Origin of the sequence: Zavarzinia aquatilis (assembly GCF_003173035.1) — a bacterium.
Lineage (GTDB): Bacteria > Pseudomonadota > Alphaproteobacteria > Zavarziniales > Zavarziniaceae > Zavarzinia > Zavarzinia aquatilis.
Genome location: NZ_QGLE01000007.1, coordinates 130,195 through 142,284, shown reverse-complemented (window position 1 = coordinate 142,284; position 12,090 = coordinate 130,195). Strand labels below are relative to the sequence as shown.

Annotated in this window: 12 protein-coding genes; 11 read left to right on the top strand and 1 reads right to left on the bottom strand. The window is 66.9% G+C overall.

Features of this window, described 5'->3' with window-relative positions; translation table 11 throughout:
• Positions 1-87 precede the first annotated feature (87 nt).
• The 4 genes from lepB to DKG74_RS13270 all read left to right on the top strand — a co-directional run bounded on the left by lepB (position 88) and on the right by DKG74_RS13270 (position 2,991).
• Entirely contained in the window at positions 88-837 is a 750-nt protein-coding gene (lepB, locus tag DKG74_RS13285; RefSeq protein ID WP_109906574.1) for a signal peptidase I, read from the top strand.
• The gene (gene rnc / locus DKG74_RS13280; RefSeq protein ID WP_243404129.1) at positions 834-1,505 is read left to right on the top strand and encodes a ribonuclease III; all 672 of its coding nucleotides are present in this window, start codon (positions 834-836) and stop codon (positions 1,503-1,505) included. Before lepB ends, rnc begins: the two co-directional genes overlap by 4 nt.
• The gene (gene era, locus DKG74_RS13275; RefSeq protein ID WP_109906570.1) at positions 1,502-2,428 is read left to right on the top strand and encodes a GTPase Era; all 927 of its coding nucleotides are present in this window, start codon (positions 1,502-1,504) and stop codon (positions 2,426-2,428) included. Before rnc ends, era begins: the two co-directional genes overlap by 4 nt.
• A gap of 137 nt (positions 2,429-2,565) precedes the next feature.
• Positions 2,566-2,991 carry a hypothetical protein gene (locus DKG74_RS13270; RefSeq protein ID WP_109906568.1) on the top strand — a complete coding sequence of 142 codons (426 nt, stop codon included), beginning with the start codon at positions 2,566-2,568 and terminating at the stop codon, positions 2,989-2,991.
• Here DKG74_RS13270 and DKG74_RS13265 read toward each other — a convergent pair.
• On the bottom strand, positions 2,979-3,296 hold the full coding sequence (locus tag DKG74_RS13265) for a hypothetical protein (RefSeq protein WP_109906566.1): 318 nt from the start codon (positions 3,294-3,296) through the stop codon (positions 2,979-2,981). The genes DKG74_RS13270 and DKG74_RS13265 overlap by 13 nt on opposite strands.
• 68 nt (positions 3,297-3,364) lie before the next feature.
• Here DKG74_RS13265 and DKG74_RS13260 point away from each other — a divergent pair, with 68 nt between their 5' ends.
• The 7 genes from DKG74_RS13260 (at position 3,365) to tgt (ending at position 12,080) form a co-directional block, all read left to right on the top strand.
• Positions 3,365-4,399, top strand: coding sequence for a phosphotransferase (locus tag DKG74_RS13260; RefSeq protein WP_109906564.1), 1,035 nt, complete (start codon positions 3,365-3,367; stop codon positions 4,397-4,399).
• Positions 4,396-5,706: an aspartate aminotransferase family protein gene (locus tag DKG74_RS13255; RefSeq protein ID WP_109906562.1), complete on the top strand. Its 1,311-nt coding sequence runs from the start codon at positions 4,396-4,398 to the stop codon at positions 5,704-5,706. The genes DKG74_RS13260 and DKG74_RS13255 overlap by 4 nt, the downstream gene beginning before the upstream one ends.
• Positions 5,707-5,996: 290 nt before the next feature.
• Positions 5,997-8,747, top strand: a complete 2,751-nt coding sequence (gyrA, locus tag DKG74_RS13250; protein ID WP_279340879.1) for a DNA gyrase subunit A — start codon at positions 5,997-5,999, stop codon at positions 8,745-8,747.
• Complete coding sequence (coaD, locus tag DKG74_RS13245; protein ID WP_109906560.1) at positions 8,744-9,256, top strand: pantetheine-phosphate adenylyltransferase; 513 nt, start codon at positions 8,744-8,746, stop codon at positions 9,254-9,256. Before gyrA ends, coaD begins: the two co-directional genes overlap by 4 nt.
• Before the next feature lie 93 nt (positions 9,257-9,349).
• Positions 9,350-9,847: a peptidylprolyl isomerase gene (locus DKG74_RS13240; RefSeq protein WP_243404128.1), complete on the top strand. Its 498-nt coding sequence runs from the start codon at positions 9,350-9,352 to the stop codon at positions 9,845-9,847.
• A gap of 68 nt (positions 9,848-9,915) precedes the next feature.
• Positions 9,916-10,956, top strand: a complete 1,041-nt coding sequence (gene queA / locus DKG74_RS13235; RefSeq protein ID WP_109906758.1) for a tRNA preQ1(34) S-adenosylmethionine ribosyltransferase-isomerase QueA — start codon at positions 9,916-9,918, stop codon at positions 10,954-10,956.
• Positions 10,953-12,080, top strand: a complete 1,128-nt coding sequence (tgt, locus tag DKG74_RS13230; protein ID WP_109906556.1) for a tRNA guanosine(34) transglycosylase Tgt — start codon at positions 10,953-10,955, stop codon at positions 12,078-12,080. Before queA ends, tgt begins: the two co-directional genes overlap by 4 nt.
• Positions 12,081-12,090: the final 10 nt, after the last annotated feature.

Genomic DNA, 12,090 nt, shown 5'->3' with positions numbered 1-12,090 from the left:
AAGCCCGATGTTGACAGGAAAGCGGGGTAGGGGCTTCATGCCGCGACTTTGGACGAGTGTGCGATGGCAGTTTCCGGGGAAGACGTTATGAAAAAGGCTGGCCGGTCCTCCTTCGTGGAGACCGTACTTACCGTCGTCTATGCCGTGCTGATCGCGATCGTGATCCGTACCGTGGCGTTCGAGCCGTTCAACATCCCGTCCGGTTCGATGCGGCCGACGCTGGAAATCGGCGACTATCTGTTCGTCTCGAAATATTCCTACGGCTATTCCCGCTATTCCCTGCCGCTCGGCCTCGACCTGTTCGAGGGCCGCGTGCTGGAACAGCCGGTGACGCGGGGCGACGTCGTCGTGTTCCGCAAGCCGGGCGACACGAATATCGACTATATCAAGCGTATCGTCGGTCTTCCGGGCGATCGCATCCGCATGGCCGACGGCGTGCTGATCATCAACGACGTGCCGGTGCCGCGCGTCCGGATCGAGGACTACATCGACAATATGCCGAATGGCGGTGTGCGCCGGATCGAGCAATATCGCGAGACCCTGCCGAACGGCGTCACCTACATCACCTTCAACGAGATCACCGGCGGCAGCGCCGACAATACCGGTACCTATGAAGTGCCGCCCGGGCATTATTTCGCCATGGGCGACAATCGGGACGATTCGTCCGACAGCCGGATCAAGCCGGAATATGGCGGCGTCGGTTTCGTGCCAGCGGAAAATCTGGTCGGCCACGCCCAGATCATCTTCTTCTCGACCGACGGCTCCGCCGGGTTGTTCGAGCCGTGGAAATGGTTCGGCGCCATCCGCTATGGCCGACTGCTGCAAGGCGTCCGGTGATCGCCGTCGACGGACTGATCCAGGCGCTCGGCCATCGTTTCGCCGACCGGGCACTGCTGACCCGTGCCCTGACGCACAAGAGTTTCGGCGCCGAGGTCTCGAACGAACGGCTGGAATTCCTCGGCGACCGGGTGCTGGGCATGGTCATTGCCGAAACCCTCTATGCCGCCCATCCGGGGTGGGAGGAGGGGGCGCTGGCCGTCCGCCTGAACGGTCTCGTCCGGCGTGAAACCCTGTCGCGCATCGCCGAGGATATCGGCCTTGGCCGCTATCTTCGCCTCGCCAAGGGCGAAGACGAACAGGGCGGCCGCTCGAAGCCGGCCATTCTCGCCGATGCGATGGAAGCGGTGATCGCCGCGGTCTATCTCGACGGCGGGCTGCCGGCCGCGCGCGGCGTCGTCTCGCGCCTGTGGGCCGATTATTTCGCCAATCGCATCACCCCGCCCAAGGACGCCAAGACCGAGCTGCAGGAATGGTCGGTGGCGCAGGGCCTCGGCCAGCCGCGCTACGAGACCGTCGACCGCAGCGGGCCCGACCATGCCCCGGTCTTCGTCGTCGCCGCATTGCTGCCCGGCGGCCATTCGGCCGAGGGGCGGGGCTCGTCCAAACGCATAGCCGAGCAGGAAGCCGCCAAGGCCCTGCACGATGCCCTGAAAGCCAAAGCATGACCGATACCGTTCCCGACACCAGCGCGGAGGGCCCGACCCGCGCCGGTTTCGTCGCCATCATCGGCCCGACCAACGCCGGCAAGTCGACCCTGACCAACCGCCTCGTCGGCAGCAAGGTGTCCATCGTCACCCAGAAGGTGCAGACGACGCGGACCCGGGTCACCGGCATCGCCGTGCGCGGCAAGTCGCAGTTCATCTTCGTCGATACCCCGGGCGTCTTCGCGCCGAAGCGTCGCCTCGACCGGGCCATGGTCGCCGCCGCCTGGGCCGGTGCCTCGGATGCCGACCTCGTCGTCATGGTGGTCGATGCCGAACGCGGCATCGACGATGCCGTCGAATCGGTGGTCGAGGGCCTGAAGGGCAGCGGCCGGAAATGCCTGCTCGCCCTCAACAAGATCGACCTCGTGAAGCGCGAGAGCCTGCTCGAACTCGCCAAGGCCATGAACGACCGGCTCGACTTCGATGCCACCTTCATGATCTCGGCCAGCGGCGGCAACGGCTGCAAGGATCTGATGGACGCCATCGAGGCGCGCCTGCCGGAAGGCCCCTGGCTGTTCCCGGAAGACCAGCTGTCCGACCTGCCGGAGAGGATGCTGGCGGCTGAGATCACGCGCGAGAAGATTTACCTGCGCCTGCATCAGGAACTGCCCTATTCGATCCACGTCGAGACCGAAAGCTGGAAGGACCAGAAAGACGGCTCGGTCCGCATCGAACAGGTGATCTATGTCGAGCGGGACGGCCAGAAGGCCATTGTCCTCGGCAAGGGCGGCCAGACGGTGAAGATCGTCGGCAGCATGGCGCGGGAAGAGATGGAGCAGGTCTTCGATCGCCGCGTCCATCTGTTCCTCTTCGTCAAGGTCCGGGCCAACTGGGCCGAGGACCGCGAGCGTTACCAGGCCATGGGGCTCGACTGGCAGGACTGAGGTCGGTCTTTATTCCGGGGGCGATTCCCGCGGATCGGGGCGACTTCGGCGGGGCTCGGCCCTTGACCATTGGTTAACGATGGCATTACCTGCCGCCATGCCGCCCCGCCCGGGCGGCCGCGGGAGGCGGTCGGCAGTTGAACGGCGTATTCACCCATCTGAACTGGCTGGGCTATGTCGTCGCCGGGATTTTCGCCGTCCTGCTGCTCTATGGCACGCTGAAACAGCCCGATTTCATTGTCGTGCCGCGCCGCCGCCGCGCCCGCCGGGTCGTGGTGCCGGGCATGATCGTGTCCGAGGCGGTCGAGTTCCTGCGCCGGTCCCCGCGCGGCTACAGCCTTTATCAGCTCGATTCCGACCATGGCATCGTCGTCTGGGAACAGGGGCCGACGCTGTTTTCGCTCGGGGCGTTCTATCCGCTCTATGTCGACCCGACCAACCAGGGCATCGTGATCACCTGTGCCATCGAGCCGCGCACACCCATCGTCGGTCCCGCCGCGCACCGCCGCCTCAGCCGGTTGCAGCGCCAGGTGATCGGCCTCGTCGGCGGCTATCCGGACTGAGCTTCGTCAAGATCGAGGGCGGCCAGCGCGTCCTCGACCGGCGTTCCCTCGCGGATGACCGAAAATCGCCCGGGCCGGCTGGCCAGCAAGGCGGTGACGCCGCCGCGCGGGCAGACGTCGAGGCACAGGGTCTCGACGACGCCGATCCGCGCGCCCTGCTCGTCGAGAGCGCGGGCGAGCACTTTCGACAAGTCCTTCTTGCCCGACGGGCCGAAGCCGCCCTTCAATTTGCGCTCGCATTTCGCGCAGACCAGGACGATGTCGTCCCATCCGGTGTTCAGCGCCTTGCCCGTGTCTTTCGCCATGGTGTCCTTTCGCGCCGCCCGGCGGCGGGGCAAGATAGGACCGTGTCCGAGTCCCGACAGAGTTGCCGATGCCCGCCGATGTTCTGACCCTCGCCGCGCCCGCCGTTTCGGTCGAGTCCGCAGCACGCCTGATCCGGGAACATTATGGCCTGACCGGCCGTATCGAGGCGATCCCCGGCGAACGCGATCGGAATTTCCGACTGACCGACGACCGGGGCCGCGGCTTCGTCCTGAAGATGGCCAATCCGGCCGAAGCCCCCGCGATCACCCGTCTGCAAGGCGCTGCGCTGTTGCATCTGGCCGCGCGCGATCACGGCTTGCCCTTGCCCCGGGTGGTGCCGACCCTCGATGGGCGGAGCGACTTCGTTCACGGCGAAACCGCCATGCTGACCCGTTTGTTGACCTATCTCGACGGCGTCTCCCTTCATGCCAGCGCGCTGTCGCCGTTGCAGTCGGCGCGCCTTGGCGCGTTGCTCGGCCGGATCGACCGCGCGCTGGCCGATTTCCGGCACGAGGCGATGGAGCGCCAGTTGTTGTGGGATGCGACGCGGGTCGGCCAGGTGCGCGGCTTGCTGAATTCCATCGAGGATGCGGCGGATCGGGCGCTGGTGGCCCGGACCATCGACCATTTCGAGGACCGGACGGCGCCCATTGTCCATGCCCTGCCGCGCCAGCTGATCCACAACGATCTCAATCCCCATAATGTCGTCACCCGGCAGGGCGATCCCGACACGATTGCCGGCATCATCGACTTCGGCGATGCGCTGTCTGCGCCCGCCGTCGCCGACCTCGGCACCGCGCTCGCCTATCAGATGGACGAGGGCGAGGCGCCGCTGGCGCGGGTGCTGGCTTTCGCGCGCGCCTATCACGCCGAGCGGCCGCTGACGGAAGCGGAAATCGGGGTGCTGCCCGATCTGATGGCCGCCCGCATGGTGCTGACCATCGCCATCACCCATTGGCGGGCCGGGCTGCAGCCCGAAAACCGCGCCTATATCCTGCGCAACAATCCCGGCGCTTGGGCCGGCCTGCGTCGCCTGTCGGGTTTCGCGCCCGGCGCGGTCGGGGCCTTGTTCGGCAGCGCCCTGCAAGGAGAGACGCGATGACCATGATCAATGCCTATGTCCCCGGAACCGGCACCGGCGATGCCGCCGAGGACGCCCTGATCGAGCGTCGGCGCCGCCTGCTCGGCCCCGCTTACCGGCTGTTCTATGCCCATCCCCTGCATGTCGTGCGGGGGCAGGGGGTGTGGCTCTACGATCAGGCCGGCAAGGCCTATCTCGACGTCTACAACAATGTCGCCTCGGTCGGGCATTGCCATCCGGTGGTCGTGGAGGCCCTGTCGCGGCAGGCGGCGATCCTCAACACCCACACCCGCTATGTCCACGAGGGCATCCTCGATTACGCCGAGAAGCTGCTGGCCGAGGGGCCGCCCGAACTCGGCCACCTGATGATGACCTGCACCGGTAGCGAGGCGAATGATCTTGCCCTGCGCATCGCCCGCAAGCACACGGGCGGCACCGGCATCATCGTGACCGAACTCGCCTATCACGGTGTCACCGGCGTTCTGGCCGAACTCTCCCCCTCCCTTGGGCCGGCGGTCGCGCGCGGGCCCCATGTCCGGCTGGTGCCGGCGCCCGACGGCTACAGGGGCGAGGGCGATGTCGGTGCCCGCTTTCTGGCCGGGGTCGAGGCTGCGCTCGCCGATTTCGCCGACAAGGGCATCCGGCCCGCCGCCCTGCTGGTGGACACGATCTTTTCCTCGGACGGCGTCTTCGCCGATCCGCCCGGCTTCCTCGCCTCCGCCGTCGCCGCCGTGCGGGCGGCTGGCGGCCTTTTCATCGCCGACGAGGTCCAGCCCGGCTTCGGCCGGCTGGGCACCGGCATGTGGGGCTTCGCGCGCCACGGCCTGGTGCCGGACATGGCGACCGTCGGCAAGCCCATGGGCAACGGCCATCCGGTGGCCGGGGTGATGACGCGCCCCGAGGTGGTGGCCGAATTCGGCCGCGACATCCGCTATTTCAATACTTTCGGCGGCAATCCGGTGTCCTGCGCGGTCGCTGGCGCCGTGCTGTCGGTGATCAAGGCCGAAGGGCTGGTGGAGAATGCGCGGGCAACCGGCGCCCATCTGATGGCGGGCCTGCGCCGGCTCGGCCGGAAGCACGATCTGATCGGCGATCTGCGCGGCAGCGGCCTCTTCATCGGCGCCGAACTCGTCACCGATCGGGCGCGCAAGACCCCGGCGAGCGCCGAGACCGCCCGCCTCGTCAACGACCTGCGCGAGCGGGGCGTGCTGATCAGCGCGACCGGCCCCTTCGCCAACATCCTGAAAATTCGCCCCCCGCTGGTATTCCGGCCCGAACACGCGGACATCTTTCTCGGCCATCTGGACGAGGCGCTGGCGGCGATCTGAGCGGCTTGCCGGGCGATTCTCGACCCGCATTCCGGGGATCGCGCGGAGGGCCCGCCAGGATGGCAAAAAATACCTTTTGAATCAAAGGCTTGCCGGCGGTTTTTTCGCTCTGGCAAAGGCCCGCCCGGGCTTGCTACAGTCCCGTTACGGAACAGGCCGCCGCGGCCATCCGAGACGCTGACGACCGGCGCAAACAGCAAGCATATCTCTTGAGCGAACCCAATTCCGTAGACCAGCCGGGGCCGCAGGACGCGAGCCCGCCGACCGGCGGCGGTCTGCCGCCCGGCGCCGTGCCGCCGCGTCACGACATCGCCCCCATCTCCATCGAAGACGAGATGCGCCGCTCCTACCTCGATTACGCCATGAGCGTGATCGTGTCGCGCGCGCTGCCCGATGCGCGGGACGGCCTGAAGCCCGTTCACCGCCGCATCCTTCATGCGATGAACGAGAGCGGCTACGACTGGAACAAGTCCTATCGCAAGTCGGCGCGTATCGTCGGCGAGGTCATCGGTAAATATCACCCCCATGGCGACAGCGCGGTCTATATGGCCATGGTCCGGCTGGTGCAGCCGTTTTCCATGCGCCTGCCGCTGCTCGACGGTCAGGGCAATTTCGGCTCCATGGACGGCGACATGCCCGCCGCCATGCGTTACACCGAAATCCGCATGGGCAAGCCGGCCCACGCCCTGCTCGAGGACATCGAGAAGGAAACGGTCGACTTCCAGCCGAACTACGACGGCTCGGAACGCGAGCCGATCGTCCTGCCGGCGCGGTTTCCCAATCTTCTGGTCAATGGCGCGGGCGGCATCGCCGTCGGCATGGCGACCAACATCCCGCCGCATAACCTCGGCGACGTGATCGACGCCTGCCTTGCCTATATGGACAACCCGCATGTCCCGATCGAGCGGCTGATCGAGATCGTGCAGGCGCCGGACTTCCCGACGGGCGGTCTCATCATCGGCGGCGGCGGTGCCCGCCAGGCCTATCTGACCGGGCGCGGCTCGGTGCTGATGCGGGCGCGGACCCATGTCGAGGAAATCCGCAAGGACCGCTTCGCCATCGTCGCGACCGAGATTCCCTATCAGGTCAACAAGGCGACCCTCCTCGAGAAGATCGGCGACGAGATGCGCTCGAAGCGGATCGAGGGCATCGCCGAACTGCGCGATGAATCCGACCGCGAAGGTGTCCGCGTCGTCGTCGAGCTGAAGCGCGACGCCATCGCCGACGTCGTGCTGAACCAGCTGTTCAAGCATACGCCGCTGCAGCAGTCCTTCGGCATCCAGATGCTGGCGATCGACCACGGCCGCCCGCAGACCATGACGCTGAAGCAGCTGATCGCCGCCTTCGTCGAATTCCGTGAGGAAGTGATCACCCGGCGCAGCCGGTTCGAGCTGACCAAGGCGCGCGACCGCGCCCATATCCTGGCCGGCCTCGCCATCGCCGTCGCCAATATCGACGAGGTGATCCGGGTCATCCGCACCTCGCCCGATCCGGCCGCGGCGCGCGAGGCGCTGATGAGCCGCGACTGGCCGGTAGGCGATGTCGACGCACTGCTCCGCCTTGTCGAGGAGACGGGCCATCCGGGCGCGGTCGACGGCACCTATCGCCTGTCCGAGGTTCAGGCCCGCGCCATCCTCGACCTGCGCCTGCAGCGCCTGACGGCGCTGGGCCGTGACGAGATCGAGGACGAGCTGAAGCAGCTGGGCGAGCGGATCACCTATCTGCTGTCGATCCTGCGCAGCCGCGAAGTCCTGTTCGGCGTGATGCGCGACGAGTTGCTGGCGGTGAGGGGCGAATTCGCCAATCCGCGCCGCACCGAAGTCGTCGCCTTCACCGGCGATCTCGAGGACGAGGACCTGATCGCCCGCGAGGACATGGTGGTGACCGTGTCCCATACCGGCTACATCAAGCGCGTGCCGCTGACCGCCTATCGCGCCCAGCGCCGGGGCGGCAAGGGCAAGACCGGCATGGCGACCCGGGACGAGGATTTCGTCTCCCGCGTCTTCGTCGCCAATACCCATACGCCGGTGCTGTTCTTCTCGTCGCGCGGCATCGCCTATCAGCTGAAGGTCTGGCGCCTGCCCGAGGGCCTGCCCCAGTCGCGCGGCAAGGCGCTGATCAACATCCTGCCGCTGGAGCCGGGCGAGCGCATCGCCGCCGTCATGCCCATGCCCGAGGACGAGGAGAGCTGGGACAAGCTGCACGTCGTCTTCGCGACGAAGAAAGGCAACATCCGCCGCAACGCCCTGTCCGATTTCGTCGACGTCCGCTCCAACGGCAAGATCGCGATGAAATTCGAGGGCGAGGACGCGGATGACGAACTGATCGCCGTCTCCCCCTGCGATGTCGAGAGCGAGGATATCCTGCTCGCCGTCGGCAGTGGCCGGGCGATCCGCTTCCCGGTCGACGAGGTGCGCGAATTCGCCAGCCGTCATTCGACCGGCGTGCGGGGCATCCGTCTCGAGAATGGCGACCGCGTGGTCGACATGGCGCTGATCACCCATGTCGAGGCGACCCCGGCCGAGCTGCGCGCCTACCTCAAGGCCGCCAAGGCCGGCGACGAGGAGGGGGCGGATATCGCCACCACCGAGGACGAGGAGGAGGGCGAGGACGGCGCCGACGTGACCCTGTCGGACGAGCGTTTCGCCGAACTGCGCGACAAGGAGCAGTTCCTGCTGACCGTGACCGAGAACGGCTACGGCAAGCGCACCTCGGCCTATGAGTACCGGCTGACCCGGCGCGGCGGCAAGGGCATCATCGCCATCACGACGAGCGCCCGGAACGGCGATCTGGCCGCCGCCTTCCCGGTCACCGACCGCGATCAGGTGATGCTGGTGACCGACGGCGGTCAGGTGATCCGCTGCCCGGTGCATGACATCCGCATCGCCGGCCGCAATACCCAGGGCGTCACCCTGTTCCGCACCGCCGAGGACGAGCGCGTCGTCTCCGTCACCCGGCTCGAGGACGCCATGGACGAGGAAGAGGAAGGCGGCGAGGCGCCGGCCGACGAGGGCGTGACGGAAGAGGGGGGCGAGGCATGAGCCGGATCGGCGTCTATCCCGGCACCTTCGATCCGCCGACCCTCGGCCATTTCGACATCATCCGGCGCGGCGCGAAGCTCGTCGACCGGCTGGTGATCGGGATCGGCATCAATTCCGGCAAATCGCCCATGTTCGATTTCGACGAGCGGCTGGAAATGATGGGCGAGCTGGTCGCCGGCCTTGCCGGCGAACCGGGCGTGGGCGAGATCGCCGTGGTGCCGTTCAAGGGCCTGGTGGTCGATTTCGCCCGGGCCCATGGCGCCTCGGTGCTGTTGCGGGGCCTGCGTTCCGGCACCGACTTCGACTATGAATTCCAGATGACCGGCATGAACGCCACCATGGCGCCCGAGGTCGAGACCGTGTTCCTGATGGCCGATCTCGCCCATCAGGCGATCGCGTCGAGCCTCGTGAAGGATGTCGCCCGGTTGGGCGGCAGCTATGGCGCCTTCGTGCCGGCCGTGGTGGCCGAGCGACTGCGCCTGAAGCTGGAAAGCCTCAAATCCGCCTGAGTTATTTGCTCTGTGTCGAGACCTTTACCCAAGACCTTCGGAAGGAGTTGGGGTATGAAGCGCCTGTTTGCAATTCTACTAGCGATGTTTGCCATGACCTCTGCTGCGGCTGCCGCCGATCCCGAAAACACCCTGCTGCTCCAGCTCAAGGATGGCACCGTCGTCATCGAGCTGCGGCCGGACCTCGCGCCGAACCATGTTGCCCGGATCAAGGAATTGACCCGCCAGGGCTTCTATGACGGCATCGTCTTCCATCGCGTGATCGAGGGCTTCATGGCCCAGACCGGCGATCCGACCGGCACCGGCATGGGCGGCTCGGGCAAGAAGCTGAAGGCCGAATTCTCGAACGCGCCCTTCGGCCGTGGCACGGTCGGCATGGCCCGCTCGCAGAGCCCGGATTCGGGCGACAGCCAGTTCTTCATCTGCTTCCAGCCCTCGCGTTTCCTCGACGGCCAGTACACGGTCTTCGGCCAGGTGATCTCGGGCATGGAATTCGTCGACAAGATCAAGCGCGGCCTCGGCCAGTCCGGCTCGGTGCCCGCGCCGCAGGACACCATCATCTCGATGAAGGTCCAGGCCGACGTGAAGTAATCCTGCCGTCACGGCATGTCGCAATGGCCGGGCATGTCCCGGCCATTGTGCATTTTGAAGACCGGTCCATGAAAGTCGCCGATTTCGATTTCGACCTGCCGCCCGAGCTGATCGCGGTCCGCCCGGCCAGCCCCCGCGAATCCGCCCGCCTGCTGCGGGTTCGGGAAAGCGGCATGGCCGATCTGACCATCGCCGATCTGCCGGGTGAACTTCGCGCCGGCGATCTTCTGGTGCTGAACGATACCAAGGTGATTCCGGCCCGGCTGGAAGGCACCATCGGCGAAGCCCATGTCGAACTGAACCTGATCCGTGCCGTGGATAGCCGGACCTGGGAATGTCTGGCCCGGCCCGGCCGGCGCTTCAGGCCGGGCGTCACCGTCGTCTTCGGTGACCTGACGGCCCGGGTGCTGGTCAAGGACCCCGAAGGCACCATCACCCTCGAATTCGACCGGGCGGGGCCGGACCTGATGGCCGCCCTCGATGTCGTCGGCACCATGCCTCTGCCACCCTATATCGCGCGAAAGCGCGCGCCCGATGCGCAGGACCGGACGGATTACCAGACCGCCTTCGCCGCGCGGGAAGGCGCCGTGGCAGCGCCGACCGCCAGCCTGCATCTGACGCCGGAGCTTCTGGCCCGGCTGGGCGCCATGGGCGTGGAGCGGGCCATGGTCACCCTCCATGTCGGCGCCGGCACCTTTCTTCCCGTCAAGGTCGAGGATACCGCCGATCACAAGATGCACGCCGAATGGGGCGAGGTCGGCGCTGCGGCGGCCGAGGCGATCAACCGCGCGCGGGCCGAGGGACGCCGCGTCGTCGCCGTCGGCACCACGGCGCTGCGCCTCATTGAAAGCGCGGCGCGGGATCGCGACCGGGTCGAGCCCTTCGCCGACTGGACCGACATCTTCATCACGCCAGGCTTCCGTTTCCGCGCGGCCGACCTGCTGCTGACCAATTTCCATCTGCCCAAATCGACGCTGGTCATGCTGGTCTCGGCCTTCGCCGGTTTCGACCGGGTGAAGGCCGCCTATGGTCATGCCATCGACAAGGGCTATCGTTTCTATTCCTATGGCGATGCCTGCCTTTTCGACCGTGTGGAGCCCAAAGCATGACCGCCGTTGATTTCGGATTCTCGGTGGAGGCGCGGGACGGCATGGCGCGGGCCGGCCATGTCCGCACCGCGCGGGGTGTCATCCGCACCCCCGCCTTCATGCCGGTCGGCACGGCGGCGACGGTGAAGGCGGCCTGGCCCGAAACCGTGCGCAAGGCGGGGGCGGATATCCTGCTCGGCAATACCTATCACCTGATGCTGCGCCCGGGGGCGGAGCGGGTGGCCCGTCTCGGCGGGTTGCACAAGTTCATGAACTGGCCGCATCCGATCCTGACCGACAGCGGTGGCTTTCAGGTCATGTCCCTGTCGTCCTTACGCAAGATCACCGAGGAAGGCGTGACCTTCCGCTCTCACCATGACGGCAGCAGCCATGCCATGTCGCCGGAACGCTCGATCGAGATCCAGCGCCTCCTCGACAGCGATATCGCCATGCAGCTCGACGAATGCGTCGCCCTGCCGGCCTCGCGCGACGAGACGGCGCGGGCGATGGAATTGTCCCTGCGCTGGGCCAGACGCTCCAAGGACGCCTTCCTGGCCTCCGCGCCGCCGCCCGGGCGGGCGATCTTCGGCATCGTCCAGGGCGGCACGGAATTCGACCTGCGCCGTGCCTCGGCCGAAGGGCTGGTCGAGATCGGCTTTCCGGGCTATGCCCTCGGCGGCCTCGCCGTGGGCGAGCCGCAGCCGGTGATGTTCGAGACCATCGCGGCGACCACGCCCCATCTGCCGCAGGATCGCCCGCGCTACCTGATGGGCGTGGGCAAGCCGTCCGACATCGTCGGCGCGGTCGCCCGGGGCATCGACATGTTCGATTGCGTGATCCCGACCCGCTCGGGCCGCAACGGCCAAGCCTTTACCCGCCAGGGCACGTTGAACATCCGCAATGCAAAACATGCCGAGGATCAGGGGCCGCTGGACAGCCGGTGCCACTGCCCGGCCTGCCGCGACTATTCCCGCGCCTATATCCACCATCTGGTGAAATCGCAGGAAATCCTCGGCGCCATGCTGATGACCGCCCATAATCTTACCTATTATCAGGATCTGATGGTCGGCCTGCGCAGCGCGATCCGCCGGGGCCGGCTGGCCGCCTTCGTCGAAGCTTTCGAGGCAGGCGGCGCCGACTATTGACCGGCAGGGG